Annotated in this window: 30 protein-coding genes; 13 read left to right on the top strand and 17 right to left on the bottom strand. The window is 64.0% G+C overall.

Features of this window, described 5'->3' with window-relative positions:
- Window positions 1-16 precede the first annotated feature (16 nt).
- The 9 genes from fliJ (at window position 17) to fliR (ending at window position 6,429) form a co-directional block, all read left to right on the top strand.
- Window positions 17-457 carry a flagellar export protein FliJ gene (fliJ, locus tag BLT98_RS13770; RefSeq protein WP_070259362.1) on the top strand — a complete coding sequence of 147 codons (441 nt, stop codon included), beginning with the start codon at window positions 17-19 and terminating at the stop codon, window positions 455-457.
- 19 nt (window positions 458-476) lie between these two features.
- On the top strand, window positions 477-1,745 hold the full coding sequence (locus tag BLT98_RS13765) for a flagellar hook-length control protein FliK (protein WP_092608510.1): 1,269 nt from the start codon (window positions 477-479) through the stop codon (window positions 1,743-1,745).
- Between the two features lie 186 nt (window positions 1,746-1,931).
- Window positions 1,932-2,444, top strand: coding sequence for a flagellar basal body-associated protein FliL (gene fliL / locus BLT98_RS13760; protein ID WP_070259366.1), 513 nt, complete (start codon window positions 1,932-1,934; stop codon window positions 2,442-2,444).
- Between the two features lie 6 nt (window positions 2,445-2,450).
- On the top strand, window positions 2,451-3,437 hold the full coding sequence (gene fliM, locus BLT98_RS13755) for a flagellar motor switch protein FliM (protein ID WP_034754035.1): 987 nt from the start codon (window positions 2,451-2,453) through the stop codon (window positions 3,435-3,437).
- A gap of 50 nt (window positions 3,438-3,487) precedes the next feature.
- Complete coding sequence (gene fliN, locus BLT98_RS13750; protein ID WP_034754038.1) at window positions 3,488-3,922, top strand: flagellar motor switch protein FliN; 435 nt, start codon at window positions 3,488-3,490, stop codon at window positions 3,920-3,922.
- Entirely contained in the window at window positions 3,919-4,494 is a 576-nt protein-coding gene (gene fliO, locus BLT98_RS13745) for a flagellar biosynthetic protein FliO (RefSeq protein ID WP_092608507.1), read from the top strand. The genes fliN and fliO overlap by 4 nt, the downstream gene beginning before the upstream one ends.
- A gap of 82 nt (window positions 4,495-4,576) precedes the next feature.
- Window positions 4,577-5,260 carry a flagellar type III secretion system pore protein FliP gene (fliP, locus tag BLT98_RS13740; RefSeq protein WP_223279098.1) on the top strand — a complete coding sequence of 228 codons (684 nt, stop codon included), beginning with the start codon at window positions 4,577-4,579 and terminating at the stop codon, window positions 5,258-5,260.
- A gap of 10 nt (window positions 5,261-5,270) precedes the next feature.
- Window positions 5,271-5,540: a flagellar biosynthesis protein FliQ gene (fliQ, locus tag BLT98_RS13735; protein WP_034754044.1), complete on the top strand. Its 270-nt coding sequence runs from the start codon at window positions 5,271-5,273 to the stop codon at window positions 5,538-5,540.
- A 22-nt stretch (window positions 5,541-5,562) separates the two neighbouring features.
- Window positions 5,563-6,429 carry a flagellar biosynthetic protein FliR gene (gene fliR / locus BLT98_RS13730; RefSeq protein WP_092608503.1) on the top strand — a complete coding sequence of 289 codons (867 nt, stop codon included), beginning with the start codon at window positions 5,563-5,565 and terminating at the stop codon, window positions 6,427-6,429.
- A 6-nt stretch (window positions 6,430-6,435) separates the two neighbouring features.
- Here fliR and BLT98_RS13725 read toward each other — a convergent pair whose 3' ends face one another.
- Entirely contained in the window at window positions 6,436-7,083 is a 648-nt protein-coding gene (locus BLT98_RS13725) for a LysE/ArgO family amino acid transporter (RefSeq protein WP_092608500.1), read from the bottom strand.
- A gap of 73 nt (window positions 7,084-7,156) precedes the next feature.
- On the opposite strand from BLT98_RS13725, the gene BLT98_RS13720 reads away from it, so the two are divergent.
- Window positions 7,157-8,053: a LysR family transcriptional regulator ArgP gene (locus tag BLT98_RS13720; RefSeq protein ID WP_092608497.1), complete on the top strand. Its 897-nt coding sequence runs from the start codon at window positions 7,157-7,159 to the stop codon at window positions 8,051-8,053.
- 9 nt (window positions 8,054-8,062) lie between these two features.
- On the opposite strand, the gene BLT98_RS13715 is transcribed toward BLT98_RS13720, so the two are convergent.
- The 13 genes from BLT98_RS13715 to flgB form a co-directional block, all read right to left on the bottom strand.
- Window positions 8,063-9,322, bottom strand: a complete 1,260-nt coding sequence (locus BLT98_RS13715; RefSeq protein WP_092608494.1) for an MFS transporter — start codon at window positions 9,320-9,322, stop codon at window positions 8,063-8,065.
- A 48-nt stretch (window positions 9,323-9,370) separates the two neighbouring features.
- A complete protein-coding gene (locus BLT98_RS13710) occupies window positions 9,371-9,814 on the bottom strand; it encodes a MarR family winged helix-turn-helix transcriptional regulator (protein ID WP_092608739.1) in 444 nt (147 codons plus the stop codon).
- 164 nt (window positions 9,815-9,978) lie between these two features.
- A complete protein-coding gene (gene flgL, locus BLT98_RS13705) occupies window positions 9,979-11,220 on the bottom strand; it encodes a flagellar hook-associated protein FlgL (protein WP_170846374.1) in 1,242 nt (413 codons plus the stop codon).
- 52 nt (window positions 11,221-11,272) lie between these two features.
- Window positions 11,273-13,240 carry a flagellar hook-associated protein FlgK gene (gene flgK / locus BLT98_RS13700; protein ID WP_070253730.1) on the bottom strand — a complete coding sequence of 656 codons (1,968 nt, stop codon included), beginning with the start codon at window positions 13,238-13,240 and terminating at the stop codon, window positions 11,273-11,275.
- 88 nt (window positions 13,241-13,328) lie between these two features.
- A complete protein-coding gene (flgJ, locus tag BLT98_RS13695; RefSeq protein ID WP_070253729.1) occupies window positions 13,329-14,255 on the bottom strand; it encodes a flagellar assembly peptidoglycan hydrolase FlgJ in 927 nt (308 codons plus the stop codon).
- A 10-nt stretch (window positions 14,256-14,265) separates the two neighbouring features.
- A complete protein-coding gene (locus BLT98_RS13690) occupies window positions 14,266-15,381 on the bottom strand; it encodes a flagellar basal body P-ring protein FlgI (RefSeq protein ID WP_034787148.1) in 1,116 nt (371 codons plus the stop codon).
- 2 nt (window positions 15,382-15,383) lie between these two features.
- Complete coding sequence (locus BLT98_RS13685) at window positions 15,384-16,034, bottom strand: flagellar basal body L-ring protein FlgH (protein WP_034787150.1); 651 nt, start codon at window positions 16,032-16,034, stop codon at window positions 15,384-15,386.
- A 50-nt stretch (window positions 16,035-16,084) separates the two neighbouring features.
- A complete protein-coding gene (gene flgG, locus BLT98_RS13680) occupies window positions 16,085-16,867 on the bottom strand; it encodes a flagellar basal-body rod protein FlgG (protein ID WP_034754070.1) in 783 nt (260 codons plus the stop codon).
- A 72-nt stretch (window positions 16,868-16,939) separates the two neighbouring features.
- Window positions 16,940-17,683 carry a flagellar basal body rod protein FlgF gene (locus BLT98_RS13675; protein ID WP_070253727.1) on the bottom strand — a complete coding sequence of 248 codons (744 nt, stop codon included), beginning with the start codon at window positions 17,681-17,683 and terminating at the stop codon, window positions 16,940-16,942.
- A 60-nt stretch (window positions 17,684-17,743) separates the two neighbouring features.
- The gene (locus BLT98_RS13670; RefSeq protein ID WP_070253726.1) at window positions 17,744-19,291 is read right to left on the bottom strand and encodes a flagellar hook protein FlgE; all 1,548 of its coding nucleotides are present in this window, start codon (window positions 19,289-19,291) and stop codon (window positions 17,744-17,746) included.
- 53 nt (window positions 19,292-19,344) lie between these two features.
- Entirely contained in the window at window positions 19,345-20,040 is a 696-nt protein-coding gene (locus BLT98_RS13665; RefSeq protein WP_034787157.1) for a flagellar hook assembly protein FlgD, read from the bottom strand.
- Window positions 20,041-20,055: 15 nt separating this feature from the next.
- On the bottom strand, window positions 20,056-20,457 hold the full coding sequence (gene flgC / locus BLT98_RS13660) for a flagellar basal body rod protein FlgC (RefSeq protein ID WP_034754081.1): 402 nt from the start codon (window positions 20,455-20,457) through the stop codon (window positions 20,056-20,058).
- 2 nt (window positions 20,458-20,459) lie between these two features.
- Window positions 20,460-20,912 (bottom strand): flagellar basal body rod protein FlgB, encoded by a 453-nt coding sequence (flgB, locus tag BLT98_RS13655; RefSeq protein WP_034754084.1) that lies wholly within the window; start codon window positions 20,910-20,912, stop codon window positions 20,460-20,462.
- A gap of 191 nt (window positions 20,913-21,103) precedes the next feature.
- On the opposite strand from flgB, the gene flgA reads away from it, so the two are divergent.
- From flgA to BLT98_RS13640, 3 genes are all read left to right on the top strand, one after another.
- Entirely contained in the window at window positions 21,104-21,799 is a 696-nt protein-coding gene (flgA, locus tag BLT98_RS13650; RefSeq protein ID WP_092608491.1) for a flagellar basal body P-ring formation chaperone FlgA, read from the top strand.
- Between the two features lie 111 nt (window positions 21,800-21,910).
- Window positions 21,911-22,219 carry a flagellar biosynthesis anti-sigma factor FlgM gene (gene flgM / locus BLT98_RS13645; RefSeq protein ID WP_034787161.1) on the top strand — a complete coding sequence of 103 codons (309 nt, stop codon included), beginning with the start codon at window positions 21,911-21,913 and terminating at the stop codon, window positions 22,217-22,219.
- Window positions 22,220-22,227: 8 nt separating this feature from the next.
- Window positions 22,228-22,695 carry a flagella synthesis protein FlgN gene (locus BLT98_RS13640; RefSeq protein WP_034787165.1) on the top strand — a complete coding sequence of 156 codons (468 nt, stop codon included), beginning with the start codon at window positions 22,228-22,230 and terminating at the stop codon, window positions 22,693-22,695.
- 48 nt (window positions 22,696-22,743) lie between these two features.
- Here BLT98_RS13640 and BLT98_RS13635 read toward each other — a convergent pair whose 3' ends face one another.
- The 3 genes from BLT98_RS13635 to motD form a co-directional block, all read right to left on the bottom strand.
- The gene (locus BLT98_RS13635) at window positions 22,744-23,598 is read right to left on the bottom strand and encodes a hypothetical protein (RefSeq protein WP_139179252.1); all 855 of its coding nucleotides are present in this window, start codon (window positions 23,596-23,598) and stop codon (window positions 22,744-22,746) included.
- 72 nt (window positions 23,599-23,670) lie between these two features.
- On the bottom strand, window positions 23,671-24,033 hold the full coding sequence (locus BLT98_RS13630; protein WP_092608485.1) for a translation initiation factor Sui1: 363 nt from the start codon (window positions 24,031-24,033) through the stop codon (window positions 23,671-23,673).
- A gap of 64 nt (window positions 24,034-24,097) precedes the next feature.
- A complete protein-coding gene (motD, locus tag BLT98_RS13625) occupies window positions 24,098-24,880 on the bottom strand; it encodes a flagellar motor protein MotD (RefSeq protein ID WP_092608733.1) in 783 nt (260 codons plus the stop codon).
- Window positions 24,881-24,883: the final 3 nt, after the last annotated feature.

Here is a 24,883-nt window from a genome sequence, read left to right as displayed (position 1 = left end):
GGGAATATAATCAGTCATGGCTTCTCCTTCCCAACTTGCAACCCTGATCGACCTTGCCCAGCGCGAAACGGACGACTGCGCCAAGCGCCTGGGCGCGGCCCTGAAAGCGCTCGACGATTGCCGTGAAAAGCTCGACATGCTGTCCGGCTACCGCGACGACTATGCCAAGCGCTTCGAGGCCAGCATGAGCAGCGGTATCACGCCCATGGCTTACCGCAACTTCCAGGCCTTCATGGTCAAGCTCGACAGCGCCATCCTGGGCCAGCAGCAGGTGGTCGAGCATGCGCAGGCGCGCAGCGACAATGAAAAGATGCGCTGGCAGCTGGCCGAACGCAAGCGCATGTCGTACACCACCCTGAACAACCGGGCGCAGGAACAGGCGCTGAAGCTGGAAAACAAGCGCGACCAGAAAGCAATGGATGAGCACGCGGCGCGACAAGCCTATTACAAACGCTAAGCAACACTGAGGCAGCATCATGCAAACCCAGCCAACCCCGATTTCCCAGATAGTCTCGCCGAATGCCACGCCGGGCGCCGCCAATCGCAGCCAGCCGTCCGCCAGCGGCACGGCGGGCGACTTCCAGCGCACCCTGAACCGCCAGATCGAGCAACGCCAGGCCAGCCGCAATATGGCGCAAGCGCAAGTACCAGCACCTGCGCCGACGGCCCGCCCTGCTGCCACGCCAGCACCCGCCCAGGCGCCAGCGACCGAAGCGAAGCCGGCGCAGGCAGACACCGAACAGGCGGCCAGCAGCGAACAGCCGCCAGCGCAATCGAGCGAGGCGGCGACACCCGACAGCGCCACGGCCGAGGCCAGCGTGCCTGCCGCCCCCGCCGCAACAGTCACGCCGCCAGCCGATCCGGCCGCCGAGATGCTGGCCCTGGTGGGCAGCATCCAGCTGGCCATCCAGCCGCCAGCGGCCAAGGCCGCGCCGGAACTGCCGGCCCGCGCCAGCGGCAAGGCCGAGGGCAAGAACCTGGCAACAGGACCCTTGCTGGCAGCCGGCCAGGGCAGCGGCAAGGCCGCCGCCACCGTCATCGCGCAAGCCGACAGCGGCGACTTTGCCGACAGCCTGCTCCAGGCCCAGGGCAAGACAGCCGGCACGCCAGGCGCCAGCGTGCCGGCCGGCAAGGCCGAACCTGGCAAGCTGGCCATCGACGCGCAACTGGCAGCCACCGCCAAGGCTGGCGCCGCCATGGCCGAGCCGATCATCAAGGAAACACCTGCCGACCTGAGCCGCCTGGCGGCCCAGTTGCAGCCGGGCGCGCTGCAGCAGGCCGCGGCCGCCGTGGCCGTGCCGAGCGACAAGCTGGCGGGCCGGGTCGGCACGCCGGCCTGGGACCAGCAACTGGGACAGAAAGTCGTGTGGATGGCGGCCGGCGGCGACCAGAGCGCCACGCTGACCCTGAATCCGCCCGACCTGGGCCCCGTGCAAGTGGTACTGACGGTCACCAATGACCAGGCCGATGCCGCCTTCATGTCGGCCCAGCCGGAAGTGCGCCAGGCGCTCGAAGCGGCCATGCCGCGCTTGCGCGAAATGATGAGCGAAGCGGGCATCGCCTTTGGCAGCGCCACGGTCTCGGCCGGCACGCCGGAACAGCAGGACCAGGGTAACCGGGAAGCATCTGGCGGACGCCGTGGCAATGGCCAGGGTGGCGGCGTCTCCGGTGGCGAGATCGCCATCGCGCCGGCCACCGGCACACGCAGCCGGCCCAGCCTGAGTGCCGTGGATACCTTTGCCTGAGGATAATTCGTCGTCCTCGGGCCACAGGCGTGCCCCGCAGCGTAACTTTTCGTCTAAAAACAGCGAGTTGAGGGCGCTTCCGCCCTCTTTTCACTGCATCCTTCTGCGCAGAATTTGCTGATAATGACATAATGGCGTCGTGATCCACTTCCATGCACTCGAGTACCATTGAAAGCAAATCCAAAAATGAAAGCAGATCCGAAAGCAGATGCAGGCCTGGCTCCCGCCGGCGCCTCGAAAAAGAAGCTTCTGATCATCGTGCTGGCCTCGGTGCTGGTGGCTGGCGGCATCGGTGGCGGTGCCGCCTGGTACTTCCTGCATGGCAAGGCCGATAAAGAAGAATCGGCGCCCAGCAAGAAAAAACATGCCGCGTCCAAGGCAGGTCCGCCCGTCTTCGTGCCCGTCGATGCCTTCACCGTCAACTTGCAGCCGGAAAATGGCGAACAATACCTGCAGATCGCGTTTACCCTGCAGGTGAGCAGTCCGGAAGAAATGGATTCCATCAAGCTGAACATGCCGAAGGTGCGCAGCCGCCTGCTGCTGCTGCTGTCCGGCAAGAAGGCATCCGAACTCAATACCGTGGAAGGCAAGCAGCAGCTGGCGGCCGAAATCATCAATCAGGTGAACCAGCCGTTCGAGGACAAAGGGCCGGAGCAGGACGTGACGGACGTATTATTTACCGCATTCATCATTCAATAAGCAGCCATGGCCGATAATTTCCTCTCCCAGGAAGAAGTCGATGCCCTTCTGAAGGGCGTCAACGGAGACCAGGACGACGCGCAGGCGCCGGAAGATGTCACGGGAGTTCGTACCTACAACCTGGCAACCCAGGAGCGCATCGTGCGCGGCCGGATGCCAACGTTGGAAATTATCAACGAGCGTTTCGCCCGGCTGCTGCGCGTGGGCCTGTTCAACTTCCTGCGCCGCAGCGCCGAAGTGTCGGTCGGTTCCGTGCGCGTCTCGAAATACAGTGAGTTCATCCGTAATCTGGTGGTGCCGACCAATCTGAATTTGGTGCACATGAAGCCGCTGCGCGGCACGGCCCTGATGGTCTTCGATCCGGGCCTGGTCTTCCTGCTGGTCGACAACCTGTTCGGCGGCGACGGACGTTTCCATACGCGCGTCGAAGGGCGCGACTTTACGCAGACGGAGCAGCGCATCATCCTGCGCATCCTCGACATCGTCTTCGAGGCGTACACCAAGTCGTGGGAACCGGTCTTCCCCGTCGAGTTCGAATATATCCGTTCAGAAATGAACACGCAGTTCGCCAACATCGCCACGCCGAACGAGGTAGTGGTGGCGTCCACGTTTACGGTGGAATTGGGCTCCGTTTCCGGACAAATCCACTTCTGCATGCCGTATTCGATGATCGAGCCGATCCGCGATTCGCTGACCTCGAGCCTGCAGGGCGAGGCGCTGGAGGTGGACAAGCGCTGGATCCGCCTGATGACGCAGCAGATCCAGATCGCCGAAGTCGAGCTGGTGGCCTCGCTGGGCACGGCGCGCGTGTCGTTCGACGAAATCCTGAACATGAAGGTGGGCGACATCATCCCCCTGAATATTCCCGAACTGATCGCCGCCACCGTCGACGGCGTGCCCGTGATGGATTGCACCTACGGCGTGTTGAACGGACAATATGCATTGAAGGTGGAGAAACTCCTCGCCAATGCCGATAACATGAATAACCACTAAATAAAATACCCGGGCCGCTGCGGTCCGCATCAGTACAACAGGAGAAACACATGTCTGACAACCAAGACGACCAAAGCGCGGAAGACGATTGGGGCGCGGCCATTGCCGAGCAGGCCAAGGCGGAAGCCGAAGCGCTGCAGAACCAGGCCGCCAATACGGCCAGCGCGGCCAGCGCCGCCGTGTTCAAGGACTTTTCCAAGCAGGCATCAAAGTCGGAAACGCACAACGATATCGATTTCATCCTCGATATCCCCGTGCAACTGACGGTCGAACTGGGCCGTACCAAGATCGCCATCAAGAACCTGCTGCAGCTGGCACAGGGTTCCGTGGTCGAGCTCGACGGCCTGGCCGGCGAACCGATGGACGTGCTGGTGAACGGCTGCCTGATCGCCCAGGGCGAAGTGGTGGTGGTGAATGACAAGTTCGGCATCCGCCTGACCGACATCATCACGCCTTCCGAACGCATCCGAAAACTCAATAAATGAAGCCTGGCCTGTTGATTTCCACTGTGCTGCCGCTCCTGGCGGCATGCAGCATTGCCCAAGCTGAACCGGCAGCCACCTCGGCACCGGCGGCCAGCGCCGCCAGCGCTTCCGTCGCGGTGGCGAGCGAGACGCCGCCAGCCGCCGCAGCGGTGCCGGCTTCCGCGCCTGCCGCCGTCCTGCCCGCCATGCCGCCCGGCGCGCCGATGACGATGGCGCCGACCAGCTCGGCCGGCAGTCTGCTGCAAACCATCCTGGCGCTGATGTTCGTGCTGGCCCTCCTGATCGGTCTGGCCTGGTTCATGAAGCGCTATGGCCCCAAGGTCATGGGCGGCAACAACAAGATGCGCGTCGTCAGTTCGCTCAACCTGGGCGGACGCGAACGCATCGTCCTCGTCGAAGTGGCCGACCAGTGGATCGTCGTCGGCGCCTCGCCCGGCAGGATCAACGCGCTGGCCACCATGCCGCGCCAGGAAGGCGATCTGCCGCAACTGGCCACGGCGCAAAACGGCCCCGCGGCCGCCAATTTTTCCGAGTGGCTGAAACAGACCATCGAAAAACGCAATGGGAAATAAGCAGCAGATGGCGTGGTCCACCTTGAAGACTCCCCTGACCTGGCTGCTGGCGGCAGCCGCCCTGGCCTTGCCGCTATGGGCCATGGCCCAGCCGGGCATCCCGGCCTTCAACAGCACGCCGGCGCCGGGCGGCGGCCAGAATTACTCGCTGCCGGTGCAGACGCTCATCCTGATGACGTCGCTCACCTTTTTGCCGGCGGCCTTGCTGATGATGACCTGCTTTACGCGCATCATCATCGTGCTGTCCCTGCTGCGCCAGGCCATCGGCACGCAATCGGCGCCGCCGAACCAGGTGCTGGTGGGCCTGGCCCTGTTTTTGACCCTGTTCGTCATGGGCCCCGTGTTCGACAAGATTTATACGGATGCGTACCAGCCCTATCAGGAAAACAAGATCACCATGCAGCAGGCGATGGACAAGGGCGTCGATCCCCTGAAAACCTTCATGCTCAAGCAGACACGCCAGGCCGACCTGGCCCTGTTCGCCAAGATGTCGCGCTCGCCGGCCCTGCAAGGTCCGGAAGACGTGCCGCTGCGTATCCTCGTGCCGGCCTTCGTCACCAGTGAACTGAAGACGGCGTTCCAGATCGGCTTTGCCATCTTCATCCCGTTCCTGATCATCGACATGGTGGTCGCCAGCGTGCTGATGTCGATGGGTATGATGATGATGTCGCCGGCCACGATCTCGCTGCCGTTCAAGCTGATGCTGTTCGTGCTCGTCGATGGCTGGCAGTTGCTGCTGGGCTCGCTGTCACAGAGTTTTTACTAGGGGAAATACGATGACACCCGAAAGCGTCATGACCCTGGGCCGCCATGCGATGGAAATCACCCTGATGGTGGCCGCGCCCATGCTGCTGGTCGCCCTCATCATCGGCTTGATCGTGAGTATCTTCCAGGCGGCCACGCAGATCAACGAGGCGACCCTGTCCTTCATCCCCAAGCTGGTCGGCATTTTCGTCGCCATCGTCGTGGCGGGCCCCTGGATGCTGTCCGTCATGCTCGACTACATGCGCCAGGTCTTCACGGGCATCCCGAACCTGGTGGGTTAGTGCAGCCATCGCTGATCCTCCTATGCTGACCCTGTCCAGCATCGAACTCAATACCTGGATCGCAGCACTGCTGTGGCCGCTTAGCCGCATCCTTGGCCTGATCGCGGCCGCCCCCCTGTTCGGCAACGCGGCCGTGCCCGCCACGGTGAAAGTGACCCTGGGCGCGCTGCTGGCCATGATCATCGCCCCCACCGTGCCGGCCTTGCCTGCCGTCAACCCGATGTCCTTGCCCGGCTTGCTGATCCTCACACAGGAGATGCTGGTGGGCCTGGCCATGGGCTTTTCCATCCGCATCGTGTTTTCCGCCATCGAAATGGCCGGAGAGATCAGCAGTCTCACCATGGGCCTGGGCTTCGCCTCGTTCTTCGATCCGCAAACCAAGGGCAGGTCTTCGGCCATCAGCCAGTTCCTCGTCATGCTGGCCACGTTAATGTTTTTGACCGTCAACGGCCACCTGGTCTTGCTGGCGGCGCTGGCGGAAAGCTTTGTCAGCCTGCCGATTTCGTCGAGTCCCATCAGCGGCGGCGGTTTCCAGCAATTGGCGGCCTGGGGCGGGGAAATCTTCCGTTCCGGCCTGCAAATTTCGCTGCCCATCATCGCTGCCTTGCTGCTGACCAACGTGGCGCTGGGCATCTTGACACGGGCCGCGCCGCAGCTGAACATCTTTGGTATCGGCTTCCCCGTCACCCTGGGCGTGGGCTTGCTCGTGATCGGCATGGTCCTGCCCTACCTGGCCACGCCCTTCCAGAACATGTTCCTGCGCGGCATAGAAACAGCGCGCCTGCTGCCGCGCGGCTTTGCCACGCGCGACCGGCCACCGCCGCCCGCGCCACCGAATCCCCTGCGCCCGGCAGCGCCTGCACCGGCGCCGCTGCCGCCCGCGCGCTGATCAGGGCTACCAGCCCAGCGCGTGGCGCAGCAACAGCGCGGAAAGCACGAACATGGTGACGCCGATCAAGCCGTCGAGCACTTGCCAGGCCCGGGGCCGCGCAAACCACGGCGCCAGCCAGCGCGCGCCATATCCCAGCGCTGCAAACCACAGCAGGCTGGCCGCGCTCGCGCCAACAATAAACCAGCCGCGCAGCGCGCCCGGCTGCTGGGCGCCAATACTTCCCACCAGCAATACCGTATCCAGATACACATGCGGGTTGAGCAAGGTGAAGGCCGCCGCCTGAGCCAGGATGGCCGCCAGGCCCAGTCCCGCGCCCCCCTCGGAGGCGCGCAACTGCTGCGGCCGGCGGGCGCGCCGCAGGGCTTGCCAACCGTAGACGGCCAGGAAGACGGCGCCGCCCAGCGCCAGCGCGCTGGCCAGCAAGGGTCGCTGCCCCAGCGCACTGGCCATGCCCAGGACGCCGGCGGCAATCAGGGCCGCGTCGGCCAGCGCGCAAAACAGCACGATGGCACCCACGTGTTCGCGGCGCAAGCCTTGCCGCAAGACAAAGGCATTTTGCGAGCCGATGGCAACGATGAGTCCCAGGCCCAGGGTCAAGCCCTGGAAAAAGACGGAAAAAACCAGCGGTGTGGTGGCGGTCGAGAGTGTCATGCGGCGATCTTGCCAGCCGGAAGGAATGAAGGCAAACTACCTTTTCTACAGCCAATTAAGGAAAACTTCATCCATGCTCGATTATGCCGCCCTCGCCGCGCTGGCCGCCGTCATCCGCGAAGGCAGTTTCGAGCGCGCGGCGCGCGCCTTGCACGTGACGCCATCGGCCATTTCGCAGCGCATCCGCCTGCTGGAAGAGCGCGTCGGCTGCGCGCTGGTGATACGCGACCAGCCCTGCCGCGCCACGGAAACGGGCCGGCGCTTGTGCCAGCACGTGGACCAGGTGCGGCTGCTCGAGCAGGATTTGCAGGGGACCTTGCCGGCGCTGGCAGCGCAGGGGCCCTCGCGCGCCAGCGTGCCCATCGCCGTGAATGCCGACAGCCTGGCCACCTGGCTGGCGCCCGCCATCGCCGCCTTCGCGGCCGAGCACCCGGTGCTGCTGCAAGTGGCCGTCGACGACCAAGACCATACGGCCGAGTGGCTGCGCAGCGGCGCCGTGCTGGCCGCCGTCAGTGCCACGGCCAGGCCCGCATCGGGCTGCAACAGCCGCCCGCTGGGCGCCATGCGCTACCTGGCGGCCGCCAGTCCCGCCTTCCTGCAGCGCTATTTTGCCCACGGCGTGGGCGCCGCCAGCCTGGTGCTGGCACCCAGCCTCGTCTTCAATACCAAGGATGAGCTGCAGGCGCGCTGGGTGCGGCGCCTGTGCCACCGGCATGTTGAATTGCCGCGCCATGCCCTGCCCTCGTCGCACGCCTTCGTCACGGCCGCCCTGGCGGGCATGGGCTGGGGCTTGCACCCGCAGGCGCTGATCCAGCCCTGTCTCGACAATGGCAACCTGGTCGAACTGCTGCCCGGTACGCCACTGGATGTGCCGCTGCACTGGCATACGGCGCGCGCCGCGTCCGGCCTGCTCGACGGCTTGAGCGGCGCCATCCTTGCCGCCGCCCGCACGGGCCTGCTGCCGCCCTGATTGGCCGCCTCAGGGCTGGTCGCTGCTGAGCGCCACGCGCCAGCGCCGCAAGTCGACATTCAAACGCAACTGGTGATGTTTGACCAGGTAGCGCACGCCGACGAGGGCCGCCGCCAGGCCCGACAGGGCGGCTATGCCCAGCGCCCAGCGCGGGCCGAAGGTGTCGGCCACCCAGCCCACGATGGGCGCGCCCAGCGGCGTGCCGCCCGCCGAGATGGCCAGCAGTATAGCCATCACGCGGCCCCGCATGGCGGGCGCCGTCGACAGTTGCACGCTGCTGTTGACGCTGGTGGTAAAGCTTTGCGCGGCGATGCCGATGACCACCAGCATCATGCCGAACAGCCAGTAATTGGGCATCACGGCGGCCAGCGCGCAGGCCAGGCCGAACAGCGCAGCCGCCCCCAGCAGCAAGGCCAGCGTGGGCTGGCCGCGTCCCGCCGCCAGCAAGGCGCCGGCCACGGAACCGCACGCCATCACGGAACTGAGCACGCCATACTGGCCGGCGCCCGCATGGAAGGCCGTCACCGACATGGTCGACAGGAAAATCGGGAAGTTCAGTCCGAAGGTGCCGATCAGGAACAGCATCAGCAAGATAGCCATCAGGTCCGGCCGCTGGCGCACATAGCGGAAACCCTCGCCCAGGCTGGCGCGCGTGGCCTTCAGGCGCGGCGCGCGGCGCAGCAATTCCACGCGCAGCAGCAACAGCGAACCGATCACGGCGGCAAACGAGACGGCGTTGATGATGAAGACCCAGCCGCTGCCAACGCTGCTGATGAGCAAGCCGGCGACCGCCGGACCCAGCATGCGCGCCGCATTGAACGAGGTGGAATTGAGCGCCACGGCATTCGTCAAATCTTCTTCGCCGACGATTTCGGCAACAAAAGTCTGGCGCACGGGCGAATCGAAGGCCGTCACGCAGCCCAGCAGGAAAGCAAACACATACACGTGCCACAATGCTACCTGTCCACTGATGCACAATATCCCGAGTCCCAGCGCCAGCAAGCCCATGGCCGCCTGCGTGCACAGCAGCAATTTCCTGCGGTCAAGCAAATCGGCCGCCATGCCAGTGAGCGGCAGCAACAGCAGTTGCGGGCCGAATTGCAAGGCCATGACGATGCCGACGGCGCTGGCATTGTGCTGCGTCAATTCGCTCAGCACCAGCCAATCCTGCGCCGTGCGCTGCATCCACGTGCCGATATTCGACACGAGGGCGCCGCCGGCCCAGATACGGTAATTGGGAATGCGTAGCGAACGGAATGTGTTGTTCATCTGGGCGTGCGGGCTCCTTGCCGGGGTCGTGGTGAAAAATTCAGCGGATCACTCCGCCAAGCGTTTGAGTAATGCCACCGCCTTGTCCAGTTCGGTGACTTCGTCCGGCGTGAGCCGGGTTTCGATGGTGCGCGCCAGCCAGTCTTCGCGCGCGGCGCGGCTGGCCGCGATCCAGGCGCGGCAGCTGTCCGTCAAGGTCAAGATGGTTTGCCGGCCATCCAGCGGGTCGGGCGAGCCCGTCACCATCTGCGCTTCCGTCAACGCTTGCACGGTGGCGGCCATCGACTGGGGCCGCATGCCTTCGGCGCGCGCCAGGCTGCTGGCCGTGGCGGGACCGTCGCGTTCAAGGCGGCTGAGCACGGATGCCTGCGACATGCTGACATCGCCCAGGTGCGCCTCTTCGCGCAGGCGGCGGCGCAATTTGCCGACCAGGATGCGCAATTCGCCGGCCAGTTGCAGAACTTGTTCGTGGTTTTCTTGTGGGGTGCGCATGCTAGCCATGTGGTGGATCAACAGCCCCTACTATAACACATAGACAGGTAGACTGCACAGTTTGACTGCATACCTTGTCAAGACGGCCATCTTGCGGACGCAAAAAAGCCGGGGCGGGAGATGGCCTCCCTGCCCCGGCTTGCCGCTCATCCGATGCGGATCGCTTAGCTGATGTAGTTGAACAGCGACAAGCCCGAGATGGAGGTGAACGATTTTTGCGCCGCCTGCAGGGTGATCTGCTGCTGGCTGAACAGGGAAATCGCCTTCACCATGTCCAGATCCTGCAAGCCCGACAGGGTGCTCGCATATTGCAGGTCGAGGTCGTCGCCGGCGCTGTCGAGGGTATCGAGCTCCTTCAGGCGCGAACCGACTTCCGCGCGCACCGACAGCACGTTGTCGTAGGCCGTGTCGAGCAGATCGTGCGCCGCGTTCAGGCTGGCCGTCAGGCGCGCCTGCCCCGCGTCGCCCGTGGCCGGCTGGCCCAGTGCGCCGATCAGGTTGGTAATCGTGGTAAAGATCGATTCCTTGCTGCTGGGCTCCAGGGTGAACTTGTCCAGGTCGGCCGGCTTGCCCGCGATATTGACTTGCTGGCCGTCAAAGTTGATGGCGTCGCCCGATTTATAGGCCACCGGCACGGCGGGATTCGGGATGGTCTGGCCCAGGGTCACGTCCGTCACGGTATAGGTCGTCTTGGCATCCGTGCCCGTGCCCGTCACCTGGAAGTCGATCGTGTACTTGTGTCCCGTCAATTTTGTGGGATCGGTGACGGTGCCGCCGGAAATGATGCCTGCGCCGCCGCGCGTGAAGTTGCCCGGATCGGCGGCCGTGGTGAACTTGCCATTGCCCGTCAAATTGTTCTCGAATACGGTCGCGCCCGAGTCGCTGGTGGCCAGGTAGCGCGCCGAGCCCACTTGCAGTTCGCGCTGGCCCTGGTCGCCCACATAGGTGGCGCCGCCCGGCGTCTGGCTGAACGGCTGGGTGGTCGATTTGTAGCCGGAAAACAGGTAGCCACCCGCGTTGTCGGACGTGTTGGCGATGCCCATCAGGTCGGTCAAGCGGCCTTTCAGCTCCGTGGCCAGACTCTGGCGGTCGATATCCTTCAATGCCGGATTACCAGCTTTCAGCACCAGTTGCTGCACATCGGCGATCAGCGAGGTGGTGCTGGCCAGCGCCAGCTCTTCCTGCGACAGGAAATTCTTGGCGTTCGAGCGGTTCGTCACGAATTGCGTGTTGATCGTTTGCGACTGCGTCACTTCCAGCGCGCGCGCCGAGGCGATCGGGTCGTCGGCCGGCGTCAGGTTGCGGCGATTCGCCGACAGCTGCATCTGGGTGCGGTTCAACGCGCCCTGCAGATTGTTCAGCTGCGTGCTGCCCGCGTCATAGATCATTTTGGTACTGATGCGCATGATGCTGCCCTTCCTGATGGCGGCGGGGCGCTATGCGCCGCCGCTTGAATAATTAACGTCCGAGGCCGATGACCACGTCGAACAGGGTACTGGCGATCTGCATGACCTTGCCGCAAGCCTGGTAGGCTTGCTGGTAGCGCAGCAGGTTGGCCGCCTCTTCATCGAGATTGACGCCGGAAACGGCCTGCTGCTGCGTGCTGGTTTGTTGCAACAACGCAAGACTTGCCAGGCCGCTGACTTGTACTTCGCGCGTCTTGTTGCCGACATAGCTGACGGTTTCCGCGTACGAACCCTGGAACGTGGCCTTGCCGCCATCGAGAATGTTCTTCGTCTGCAAGCCCGCCAGCAAGGAGGCATTGCGGTTGTCGCCCACGCCGCCCGAGTTCGGCGCGATGGTGAATTTATCGCCCTGCGCGGGCGCGCCCGTCATGTTGACGTTGATGCCGCCAAAGCTGAAGCTGTCGCCTTCCGTGTACGGAATGTTCGCCGTGCCAGCCGGGTACGTGGTGGTGGCGCCGTTCAAGCCTTTCACCGTCACGGCCTGGCCCGCGGGGAAACCCGACAGCGAAGTGGTCGCCTTGTCGTACGTCAAGGTGACGGTACCCGTCAAGGCGTTGCCCGGCGTTAGATACGCTTTGTCCACGCTACCTGCGCCGAGCTTGCCGCTGCCCGTGTTGCTGACGGGCGCGCCCGTGGCGATCGGCGCGCCGGCGGCCAGCTTGTTGCGGTCGGTAATCGCCACGGCCAGGTCGGAAGCGCCGTGCGCGGTCGGCCTGACCATGAAGTTGTCGCCTTCGGCAGCCGCGCCCGTGATCGAGAAATCCACGCCGTCGATGGTTTGCGGCACGGTTTGCGGATAGGGGTTGATGGTCGTTTTCGCGCCGTCGCTCTGGCGCGTCACCACATAATTGGCGCCGTCATACTTGACGGCATAATCGCTGGCCGTCAGCTTGGTCGGATCGCTGACCTTGGCCGACAGCACGGTCGTGCTGGTTGCGTTATTGCGGTAGTCGGCGCCGATGACGGGATCGGGCAACTTGAAGAAATCGCCCCCCATGTCGCCATTCAAGTCCTGGCCCAGCTTGTGCTGCTCATTGAAGGTGGAGGCCAGCGCGATGGCGACCTTGCCCAGCGAATTCTGGATGCGGTCCAGGCTTCCGCTGCGGAATTCCAGCAAGCCGCCCAGCGCACCGCCGCTGAGGGAGCTTTCCGACAGCTTGGTGACGGAAGTGCCCGTCACATAGCCCACGTCCAGGCGGTTCGGGTCCGTCGGCGACGGCGTGGTGGCCAGTTCAAAGTTCTTGTCGCCCACCACCAGCGGCTGGCCCGAGCCGATCGAGACGGTAATCGAGTTGCCGGCGCCAGGCTGAACAGTTGCCTTGACGTATTTGTTCAGCTCCGTGATCAGCTGGTCGCGCTGGTCCAGCAAATCGTTGGGCTGATTGCTTTCATTCACGGTGAGGTTGGTAATCGCCGTATTGAGTTCCGCGATCTGCTTGGCGTAGGAGTTGATCACCTTGACGTTCGAGGTGATCTGCGAATTGACGCCGTCGCCGATTTCCGTCAGGCGCGCGCTGAGGCCCTGGAAACGGGCCGTCAGCGAATTTGCGCTCGACAACAATGCCTGGCGCGACGAGACGGAAGATGGATTCGAGCTGAAATCCTGCACGCCCTTGAAGAAATCGGCCATCGCCGGCGACAGCCCGGCCGTGGGGTCGGCCAGCATATTGTCGATCTGGCTGATCTGCGTGTAATACGCATCGAGCGAACTGGTGGCGGACTGCGCGCCATTAACCTGGGCCGCCATGAAACCGTCGTACTGGCGCTTGACTTGCGATACCTCGGTACCATTGCCAACAAAGCCATAACCGGCATTATTGAACTGCGCCGTCTGCTGCAGCACCACCTGGCGGTTGTAACCGTCCACGTTGGCATTGGTGATGTTATGCCCGGTCGTCGACAGGCCCACCTGCGCTGCAAGCAAACCGCTCTTACCGATGCTGAGTAGATTCGAAGTCATGGTGTCTTATTGGTTACCGTCAAATGTATTTACGGCAGCCGCGGCGAAAACTTGAAGCGCGCGGCTTGCACGGGGGCAAGGCGGGGCGTCAGCCGACCAGAGAATTTTTAATGATTTTTGTCAATTTGGCAGCGTAATTCGGGTCCGTCGCATAACCGGCTTTCTGCAAGCCGTGGGCGAACGTGCTGGCGTCGCCCGCGCTGGCCAGGACTTTTTCGTAGCGTTTGTTGTTGGTAATCAACTGTGCATAATCCTTGAAGCTGTCCGCGTAGCTGTCATAGGCGCGGAATTTTTCCACCTTGCGCTGCGCCTTGCCATTCACATATTCCGTGGTGACGGCTTCCGTGACCTTGCCCTTCCAGTCGCTGGATGCCTTGATGCCGAACAGGTTGTGGCTGCTGCTGCCGTCGCGGGCGATGATTTCGCGCTTGCCCCAGCCCGTTTCCAGCGCCGCCTGGCCCAGCATGAACTTGGCCGGGATGCCGGTGGCGCGGCTGGCTTCTTCCGCATGCACGCCCAGTTTTTCCTGGAAGGCGCGCACGTGCGGCGCCTGCGTGGCGTTGGCCTTGTCGCTCAGGGTCTTGCCGCTGGCGGCGGCGCTGCCGGCGCCTTCCGTCAGGGCGCCCTGCTGCTGGCGGAAGGCGGCCAGCGCCTGCGCCATGCTCGATGAACGGGGAGACGGCGCTTCGGCGCCATCGGCGGCCAGCGCCTGGTTCGACGACGACAGTTGGCGGATCAGCACGTCGGCCAGGCCCGTGCCCCGCTTGGCCAGGTTCTGGCTCGTCTGCTGGTCCAGCATCGAGGTGTACATCTTGCTTTGCTGGCTATCCATGATGCCGTCCTGCGGCGTGGCTTCGCGCATGCTTTTCATCATCATGTTGATGAACATGGCTTCGAATTGCGTGGCCGCCTCTTTCAGGGCGGCGGGATCCTTCGCCTTGGCGGACTGGCGCAAGCCATCCATGCCCTTGACGTCATAGGCGGCGGTATTGCTGAGGTCGGTTTGACTGATCATGGCGTGCCCATCAAATGATTTCGAGTTCGGCGCGCAGCGAACCGGCCGCTTTCATCGCCTGCAGGATGGCCAGCAAGTCTTGCGGCGAGGCGCCGATGGCGTTGAGGGCCTTGACCACGTCGGACAGCGAGGCGCCGCCCTTGACCAGCATGACTTTGCCCGGTTCCTTCTTGATATCGATCTGCGCCGTCTGCGTGACCACCGTGCGCCCGCCCGACAAGGGCGCCGGCTGGCTCACTTGCGGCTCGACATTGATGGTGACGGACAGGTTGCCGTGCGAAATGGCGCATGTTTCCAGGGTCACGGACTGGTTCATCACGACGGAACCGGTGCGCGCATTCATGATGACCTTGGCCGCCAGGCGGGCCGGATTGACTTCGATGCTTTCCAGCTGGCCCAGGAAGGACACGCGCTGGTCGCTGCCGCTGGGCGACTGCACCTGGATCACGCGGCCGTCGAGCGCGGCGGCCGTGCCGGCGCCGTAGCGGCTGTTGATGGCGTCGACCACGCGGCTGGCGGTGGCGAAATCGGTGGCATTCAATTCCAGGCGGATGGTGTTGTTGGCGCCCAAGGCCGAAGGCACGCTGCGCTCGACGGTAGCGCCGCCCGAGATGCGGCCCACGCTCAGGTGATTGATGACGACGGAACTGCCTGCCGCCTGCGCGCCCACGCCGCCCACCAGCACGTTGCCCTGCGCCATGCCGTACACCTGGCCATCGGCGCCCTTCAATGGCGTCATCAGCAAGGTGCCGCCGCGCAAGCTTTTCGCATTGCCCATCGACGATACCGTCACGTCGAGCAACTGGCCCGGCTGGGCAAACGCGGGCAAGGCCGTCGTCACCATCACGGCGGCCACGTTTTTCAGCTGCAAACTGGTGCCTTGTGGCAAGTTGATGCCTTGCTGCTGCAGCATCGCCGCCACGCTCTGGATGGTAAATGGGGTTTGCGTGGTCTGGTCGCCGCTGCCGTCGAGACCGACGACGAGGCCATAGCCCATCAGCTGATTCTGCCGCACGCCGGCGATGCTGGCCAGGTCCTTGATGCGCTCGGCTTGCGCCACGGGCGCCAGCAGCGAGGCAGCCAGGCCGCAGATGGCGAGAAAACGGGGAAAGGTCAACGTTGCCATGATCAGAAAGGCAGCAGGCTGAGGAAGAAGCGCGACGCCATCGAGGCCATTTCGGCGCGGTCGATCTGGCTGTTGGTGCGGTATTCGACGCGCGCTTCGGCCACCTGGGTCGATGGCACGACATTGCCCGTGCCTATGGTGTCGGGATTGACCATGCCCGAGAAGCGGATGAATTCCGTGCCCTTGTTCATGGCGATCTGTTTTTCGCCTGCGACGATCAGGTTGCCATTCGGCAGCACTTCAATGACCGTCACGCCGATCACGCCGGAAAACGTGTTGCTGGCGGACTGGTTGTCGCCATCGGCAAATTTCGTCGCGCCATTTGCCGCCACGGTGCCGCCCAGGCGGCCCTGCAGCATGCCCGGCGTGCTGAAGCCCACGCTGCCCGACTTGTTGCCGGAACTGGCGCCCGCCTTGACGGCATTCGTGCGCTCGGTGATGGCGATCGTCATGGTGTCGCCCACGTGGCGCGCGCGGCGGTCTTCGAAGGCGGGACGGTAGGTCGACGGCTGGTAGATGGAGCCGTTGTTGACGACCACCGGTTCCGGCATCGGCGCGCGCGTGCTGGTCGGATATTGCACGATGGACGTAGGCGTGATGGCGCAGCCGGACAGCAGGACTGCAGAGAACAAAGCGATGATGGGGTATTGCATGGCGAACCTCCGCTGCCATCCGGCGGCGGATGGCATGACGACTATGAAAATTAAAGTTGCGACAATTTCTGCAGCATTTGATCGGATGTGGTGATGGCCTTGCTGTTGATCTCGTAGGCGCGCTGCGTCTGGATCATGTTGACCATTTCTTCGGCCACGTTGACGTTCGATGTCTCGATATAGCCTTGCATCAGCACGCCGGCACCGTTCGTGCCCGGGGTGTTGGTTTGCGCCACGCCGGAAGCGCCCGTTTCCATGTACAGGTTTTCGCCCTTCGATTCCAGGCCGGCGGGATTGACGAAGGTGGTCAGCTGCAGGGAGCCGATTTGCGATGGCGCAACGGTGTCGGGCAAGGTGACGGACACAGTGCCGTCGCGCGCCACGGTCAGGCTCAGCGCATTGGTCGGCACGGTGATGGCGGGCTGGATGACAAAACCTTCGGACGTCACCAGCTGGCCGTTGGCATCCGTCTGGAACGAGCCGTCGCGCGTGTAGGCGGTGGCGCCGTCCGGCATCAGCACCTGGAAAAAGCCGGTGCCGTTGACCATCACATCGCGCGAATTGCCCGAGGCCTGGGGATTGCCCTGCGTATGGATGCGTTCGGTTGCCACGGTGCGCACGCCGGTGCCGATCTGCAAGCCCGATGGCAGCTGGGTTTGCTGCGACGATTGCGCGCCCGGCTGGCGCACATTTTGGTAGAGCAAGTCTTCAAACACGGCACGCGACTTCTTGAAGCCCGTGGTGCTGACGTTGGCCAGGTTATTGGCGATCACGTCCATCTGCGTCTGCTGCGCTTCCAGGCCGGTCTTGGCAATCCAAAGGGAACGAATCATGATTTTTCTCCAATAACAGCGCTAACCAGCCCTGTAGACTATTTCTATGTGACCATTATGCGGTGGCCCCCGTCAATTCAAAGCGAGGATCTGGGTGGCTTTCGCCGCGTTATTCTCGGCATTCTTCAACAAGCTCATTTGCGTTTCGAACTGGCGCGCCAGGGCGATCATGCTGACCATGGAGTCGACGGGGCTGACATTGCTGCCTTCCAGCGCGCCCGTGGTCAATTTGACGGCCTGGTCGGCTTGCGCCACCGTGCCATCCTTCAGGCGGAACAGGCCATCATCGCCGCGCACCAGTTGCTGCTCAGGCGGGTTGACGAGCTTGATGCGTCCCAGCACCGTCGACGGGCCTGGCGGCACGTCGGTGGAAATCGTGCCCACCGTGCCATCGCTGGCGATGGCCACAGTCACGCCGGGCGGAATCGCCATGGGGCCCGTATCGCCTTGCACCATCAGCCCGCCCTGCGTTTGCAGCATGCCGTTTTCATTGAGTTTCAAGGCGCCATTGCGCGTGTAGGCTTCGGAACCGTCGGCCGACTGCACCGCGATCCAGCCGCCGTTTTCCACGGCCACGTCGAGCGCGCGGCCCGTGTGCTGCATCGGACCTTGCGTGAAATCGGAACCGACCGTCGAATCGACGACAAAGGCGCGCGTCGGCATCATGCCGTCGGCCACCACGGGCACGGCGCGGAACGAGTCGAGCTGGGCGCGGAAACCCGTGCTGGTGGCGTTCGCCAGGTTATTCGCCGTGGTCGCCTGCTTGTCCAGGATGTGCTTGGCGCCCGAGCCGGCGGTGTAGATGAGACGGTCCATGTGTTTTCTCCGTGCAAAACGAAAGCCGGGAGCAGTCCGAAAGAACCGCTCCCCTTACTCTTAACGCAGGTTGACGAGGGTCTGCAAAACGGAATCCTGCGTCTTGATAGTCTGCGCATTCGCCTGGTAGGCGCGCTGGGCCGTGATCATGTTGACCAGTTCCGCCGTCAGGTCGACGTTCGACACTTCCACGGCCGAGGCGCGCAAGTTGCCCAGGTTGCCCGTCTTGGGCTCGCCCGTGACGGGCTTGCCCGAGGCCGAACTTTCCACCCAGGCGTTGTTGCCCAGCGGCTCCAGACCGTTCGGGTTGACAAAGTTGCTCAACACCACCTGGCCCAGGCTGCGCGTCTTGCCATTGTTGTACTGGCCCTGGATGACGCCGTCGTCACCCACGATGAACTGGCTCAGCTGGCCCGCCTTGTAGCCGTCCGCTTCCGTTTTCTTTTCCGCCGTGGCGGTGCCCAGCTGGGTCGACTTGGTGAAGTCGACCTGGACCGACAGGGTCGCATTCGCGCCCGTGGCCGGGAAGATCGGCAGGTTGACGGTGACAGGCAAGGTTTGCGGCGGCGTCAGGGCCAGCATGGCGGCCCGGTCCAGGCTGCCGACCGTGTTGAAGACCAGCGAACCGGTCTTGACGGCTGGCACCACGGTCACGGCGCGGATGGCAGCGTCGATCTGGTCGGGCGTGCGGCTCGAGTTGACGCCGTTCGGCACGGCACTGCCGTAGGTGGCGGCGATGGCGGCCAGTTGCGCCGGCGTGGCGCCTGCGGCAGCGGCGGCGGCCGAGACGGCGGCACCGACCGCATTGCCATAGGCGACGGCGGCCGTCGTCACATTGGCCGGCACCAGCGGCACGGCCGTGGCGGCAGCCTGGTAGGCGGCGCGCGCGGCCAGCGAGGCCGGGTCCGTCTGCAAGGCGGCCGCGACCTTCATGCTGGTTACTTCCGTGCCGTCAATGGCCGAGTAGACATCCCAGGTATTGGTGCCCGTCTTGACATAGAAATTGGCCATGTTGTGGGAATTGCCCAGCGAATCGAAGACTTCGACGGGGAACTGCTTGTGGTACGAGGTGTCGTCCGTCGACTTGAACGGCACCGTGGTCGGCATGGCCGTGTTCGAATTGAGGTTGACTTGCGTGTCGACCTTGGTCGTTGCCTGGGGCTTCATGTCCGACTGGTCGATCTGCAGGGGCACGACGGCGCCGGCGACGATCTTGCCGTTGACGTCGGCCGGATAGCCGGTCAGCTGCGCCAGCTGGGCGTTGACGATGAAGCCGCTCTTGTCGACCTGGAACTGGCCATTGCGCGAGTACTGGATGGCGCCGTTGACGCTGGTACGGAAGAAGCCGCCGCCATTGATGGCGATGTCGAGGGGATTCGACGACGTTTCCAGGTTACCCTGGTTGAATTGCTGGGCGATTTGCGAGACCGACACGCCGATCCCCGCCTGGTTGCCGCCCACGCCATACAGCGAGTTGGCATAAATGTCGGCGAACTGGGCCTGCGACTGCTTGAAACCCACGGTCGACGAGTTGGCGATGTTGTTGCCGATGACGTCCAGCGATTTGGCGGCGCCATTCAAGCCGCTCAGGCCTTGTTGGAAAGACATTGTGTTCTCCTGGTAGAAATTAGGGGTAGAGGGTCACGCTAAGGGGAAGCGGCTTACAGAATCTGTTTCACGTCGGCCATGGTGATGCTGCCCACGCCCGGGACATTCAATTTCACGCCATTCGCGCCCGTCGACACGCTGGCGACCGAACCGAACATCAGCGCCGTTGCATCCTTGAGCTTGGTACCGCCGCGCGTGGCTTCCACCGTGAAGGTGTAGGCGCCATCGGCCAGCACGACCGGCTTGCCATCCTTGTCGAGATCGGCGGTGGAACCGTTCCAGCCCAGCGGCAAGGTGCCCGCCGCCTGTGCGCCCAGGTCGATGGAATGGACTTCCTTGCCATCCTTGTAGATGATGACCTTGACCTTGTCGGCTGCCGTGGCCAGGTCCACGCCCAGCAGCGCGGCGCTCTTGCTCAGGTTGATATCCTTGCCCGCTGTCAACACGCCATGGCCGATGATATTGGCCGCCTGCATCGATTCGGCTTGCTGGTAGCTGGCCTTCAGCGTTTCCAGGGTCGTGTTGAGCTTGTTGACGCCCGTCACGGTGGACAATTGCGCCAGCTGGCTGGTCAATTGCGCATTGTCCAGCGGATTCATCGGATCCTGGTTTTTCAGCTGGGTGACCAGCAAGGTGAGGAATTTGTTCGTTTCCGCTTCGACACTGCCTGCCTCGGCCGTGCTCTTCTTCGGATTCATCGTCGCCATCAGGTCGGTGGTGACGGCGGTATTGGTATCGATGGTTGCCATAATGATCAGTCAGCCTTATTGGCCGATGGTGAGGGTTTTCAGGAGCAGCGACTTGGCCGCGTTCATGGTTTCCACGTTGGTCTGGTACGAGCGCGAAGCCGACAGCATGTTGACCATCTCGTCGACCGTATTCACGTTCGGCATGGTGACGTAGCCCTTCTCGTCGGCCAGCGGGTTCTTCGGGTCGTAGACCAGCTTCATCGGCGACGGATCCTCGATCACCTTCTGCACCTTGACGGCCGTGGCGCCATTGGCCATGGGCACGGCTTCGAACACCACCTGCTTGGCGCGGTAGGCTTCGCCCGTGGCGCTGGTGGCGCTGTCGGCATTGGCCAGGTTGCTGGCCACCGTGTTCAGGCGCTGCGCCTGGGCGCTCATGGCCGAACCGGAAACATTGAAGATATTAAATAGCGACATGATTATTGTCCTCCCTGGATGGCCGTCAGCATGCCCTTGATCTGCGAGTTAAGGAACGTCACGGCCGCCTCGTAGCGGATGGCATTGTCGGCAAAGGCGTTGCGCTCGAGATCCATGTCCACCGTATTGCCATCGACGGCGCCCTGGGCCGGCGCGCGGTACAGCAGCGGCGTGCCGTCGGCCAGGGTCTCGACCTTGCCGCCGCCGGCTGCGCCCGCAGCCGCGGCCACGCCCTTGCCCGGCATATGCTGCGGCGCCGTGCCCTTCAGGGCCGGCGGCACGCCATCCTTGCGCGCCATCGCGCCCTTCAGCGCGGCGGCGAAATCGACATCGCGCGCCTTGTAGTTGGGCGTGTCGGCATTGGCGATATTCGAGGCGAGCAATTCCTGGCGCGTCGAGCGCAGGCTCAGCGCCGTCTCGTTGAAGCGCATGTAATCGTCGAGTTTCCCTATCATGTCAGGCTCCGGAAAGATCTGCCACTGGCGCCCGAGATGGCGGAAGGATGGCGGATTAGTGATGACAGGAAACATAGTACGGCGCCCACCAGCAAGACCATCGCCGGATCAGACCGTACTTTTACCCCTTAATCGGCGCTTCGAACGGGGCCGCGCGCACTATCATGGCACTATTCCAGAGGCCTATCACCATGAAAACACCGCTTGCTTTCCTCTTCGCTCTTGCCTCCCTGCCACTGCTGGCCCAGGCGCAAAACGCCGGCCGCCAGACGCCGGAAACGCTGCGCAACAGCGTGGAACAATTCCTGCAAGTGCAAAGCAACGGCTTGCCCGGCAAGGTGACGGTGACCGTCGGCGCCGTCGATCCGCGCCTGAACCTGGCCGCCTGCCCCGCGCCGCAAGCGTTCATGGCGCCGGGCGCGCGCGCCTGGGGCAAGACCACCGTGGGCGTACGCTGCACGGCGCCAAGCAACTGGACCATCTATCTGCAAGCGAACGTGGCCGTCGTCGGCGATTACGTGGCCAGCGCCGTGCCGCTGGCGCAAGGGCAAGCCATCGACGCCAGCCAGCTGGTAACGATGCAGGGCGACCTGGCCGCATTGCCGGCAGGCATCGCCACGGACATGGCCCAGGTGGTGGGTGCCAGCACGAATATTTCCTTGCCACCCGGCACGCCGATGCGCCTCGACACCCTGCGCCGCAAGCCGGTGGTGATGCAAGGCCAGCTGGTACGCGTGGTTTCCAGTGGCAATGGTTTCCAGGTGGCATCAGAAGGGCGCGCCATCGGCAGCGCCGGGGATGGCCAGACGGTGCAGGTACGCACGCAGAGCGGCCAGCAGATCAGCGGCGTGGCGCGCGCAGGCGGCTTGGTGGAGGTCGCCTTTTAAACACGGATGGACAGCGATATTGTGGTCTGGCGCACTAAAGTTTCGGGAGAAGGTGCCGATAATGACACATATCCCGGAGTTTTTTGACTTCGACCAGACGAGGATCACGCTGTGAAAATTACCGACAACACCATTAAAAGCAATCCCGGCCTGCCGGTGGCGCCCGCGAGTACCTCGGGCGCCCGGAATGCCGAGAAAGCCCAGGCAACACCGACAACGTCGGACAATGTACGCCTGTCGCCGCAAGGACAGGCATTAGCGGCCAGTGCAACTGCCGGCAGCGGCGCCGTGTTCGACACGAAAAAAGTCGAACGCATCAAGCTGGCGATCGCCGACGGCCAGTTCCAGGTCAACTCAGAAAAAGTGGCGGACGGTCTCCTCGACACGGTCAAGGACTTGCTGCACTCACGAAATAGATAGGTTCCCTCATGCAATCAGTGACTCCGTTTTCCAGCCTGCGCGACGAGCAACAGCTCATGACCACATTGCTGGCATTGATGAAAGAAGAACAGCGGCATCTGGTTGCGGCTGACATCGATGCAATCACGGAGCTCACGGTGCGCAAGACGGCACTCGTAGGACAATTGAGCCAGCTAGCGGCGCAACGCCACCAGGCGCTGGCGGCGGCCGGTTTCATGGCGGCCGAAGCGGGCATGGAAGACTGGCTGGTGGGCGCGGGCGAAGCGGAAGCGGCGCCCCTGTGGAAAGCCCTGCTCGAGACGACGCGCGAAGCCAAGGAACAAAACCGCCTGAACAGCCTGCTCGTCAACAAGCATATGGTACATACGCAAGGCGCCCTGAACGCCATGCGCCCCCCGGCCCAAAGCGGCAATTTCTACGGTCCCAGCGGCCAACCGACGACAAACACGGCCAGCCGGCGCGTCGTCATCGGCTAATCCCCCTTAGTTAACAGCAACCCGGCAAGGCGCAGCGACCTTGCCAGCTCAACCGTGCGCGGGACGGCCCGCATGCTGGCGGTATTTCGCCACGATGGCTTGTGCCCTGGCGCTGGCCGCGGCTTGCTGCTCCGGCGTCAGCTCCGCCTGCAGCCAGTGCCAGTACTCATCCTGGTACGGATTGGTGACGCCGGGCGCGAGGATATCGTCGTAGACCTGGCGCAGGGCCAGCAGGTAGCCATACGCTTGCGGCGCATCCTTCCGCACCACCTCGCCATCGCGCAAGTACGCCATCATCAGGGTAGCCACGCTGCTCAGTTCCGCCTCGTCCGCCTGCGCCGTCAGCTGGGCGATGGCTTGCCGCTTCCATGCCTGCACCAGCGGATCGTCGGGACGGTTGCGCAGCGCGCTGCGGTCGCCGAACGGGCCTTCCGACAGGAACAGGGTGGCGGCACCGGGCACGCCCGCCTTGGCGGCGGTGGCCAGGTAGCCGAGCCGGTCCTCGCGCTGGCGCTGTGTCAGGCCCGCGCACAGCTGCTGCTGGGCGGCTTTTTCTTCCACCGTCATCTCGCGGCCCAGCTCGAATTCCATGCCCGGCAAGCGCCCTTCGTGCTGGAAGACGATGCAGTCGTCGATCAGGCTGAACGCCGCATACGCGTCTTCCGCCCTGCCGCTGGCGGCCAGGCGCGCAAGCTGCCGCGCCAGGGTCACGGGAACGGGCGCGGCATCGGCGACGGGGGCGGCGTCGATATTCAGATACGACGCCAGGCTGCGCCCCGCCGGCGCGCTGGCGGCAGCCGCATCCGCTTGCGGCGCGCCGGCGTCGGGCGCGGGCCAGTACACGAGCGCCAGTACCGCCGCGATGGCAGCGACGCTGGCGATGCCGGTCAGTTTGCTATTCATGATGAGGTGGCGCATAAAAGGAAATGCACGTTACCACAGGCCTGCGGCAGCGGGCCGCACGCCTCCGCACGCTCAGCCGCCGGCCTTTTTCGGCTGGTGGCCCAGTTTGACCAGCGCGGCCAGGATGGCGTCGACATGGTCGCCCTGCACCTCGATCACGCCATCCTTGACCGTGCCGCCCGAGCCGCACTGCGTGCGCAACTGCTTGCCCAGCAGGGCCAGCGCCATGGCGTCCAGCGGCAAACCCTTGACCACGGTGACGCTCTTGCCGCCACGGCCCTTGGTCTGGCGCGAGACGCGCACCACGCCATCGCCCGCGGGCGCCGCCTTGGCTTGCGCCTTGCATGCGCATTGCGCCAGCGGCTGGCGGCAGGCGGGACACATGCGGCCCGTTTCGGTGGAATAGACGAGACCGCCCAGGGAGCTGCTTTTCATGAGGGAACGATAAAAGAGGAAGAAAGCGCGATTGTACCAAGCGGCAGCCCGCAGTTGACGAGCGTCAGTTGGCTGGCGTAGGTGCCACCGGCGCCGTCGGCACTTCCGTCACCGTTTCGGGGATGCCCGACAAAATCGTCACGGCGACCCGGCGGTTGCGCGCGCGCCCTTCCGCCGTTTCGTTCGGCGCCACGGGGATGTTGTCGGCGTGGCCGACGGCCGTCAGGCGCGACGCCTTGACGCCGCTGGCGATGAACAGGCGCACCACGGCGCTGGCGCGCGCGGCCGACAATTCCCAGTTCGAGGCAAAGTTGGAATTACTGATCGGCTGCACGTCCGTATGCCCTTCCACCTGCACGTCGTGCGTATCGTCCTTGAGCAGCACGGCGACGGCGCGCAGGGCCTGGTCCGATTCCACCGTCAGGCGCGCCGCGCCCGGGTCGAACAGCACGCTGGCATTGATTTCCACGCTCACGCCGCGGCTCGTCTGCGTGACCCGCACCTTGCCTTCCTTCACCAGCGGCGCCAGGGTGGAGGTCAGGTCCTGCGCCAGGCGCGTCATGTGCTCTCGCTCGCGGCGGATGGCTTCCGTGCGGCGTTTCAGGGCCGGGTTCGGCAACGGAATGGCTTGCGGCGCTTCCATGATGATGGGCGGCGCGCCCTTTTCCAGGCTGAAGGCCTGGCCGATGGCATTCTGGAAGACGCGGTACTTGCCTTCGTTGACTTGCGAAATCGCGTACATGACAACGAAGAAGGCGAACAGCAGGGTGATGAAGTCGGCGTACGAGATCAGCCAGCGGTCCTGGTTGTCCGGTTCCTCGTCATACTTCCTGCGCGCGCGCCGCATCAT

The sequence above is a fragment of the Janthinobacterium sp. YR213 genome, from assembly GCF_900099875.1.
GTDB classification, from domain to species: domain Bacteria; phylum Pseudomonadota; class Gammaproteobacteria; order Burkholderiales; family Burkholderiaceae_D; genus Janthinobacterium; species Janthinobacterium lividum.
The sequence above is the reverse complement of the archived record's forward strand: the minus strand, read 5'-3'. Positions and strand labels throughout refer to the sequence as shown.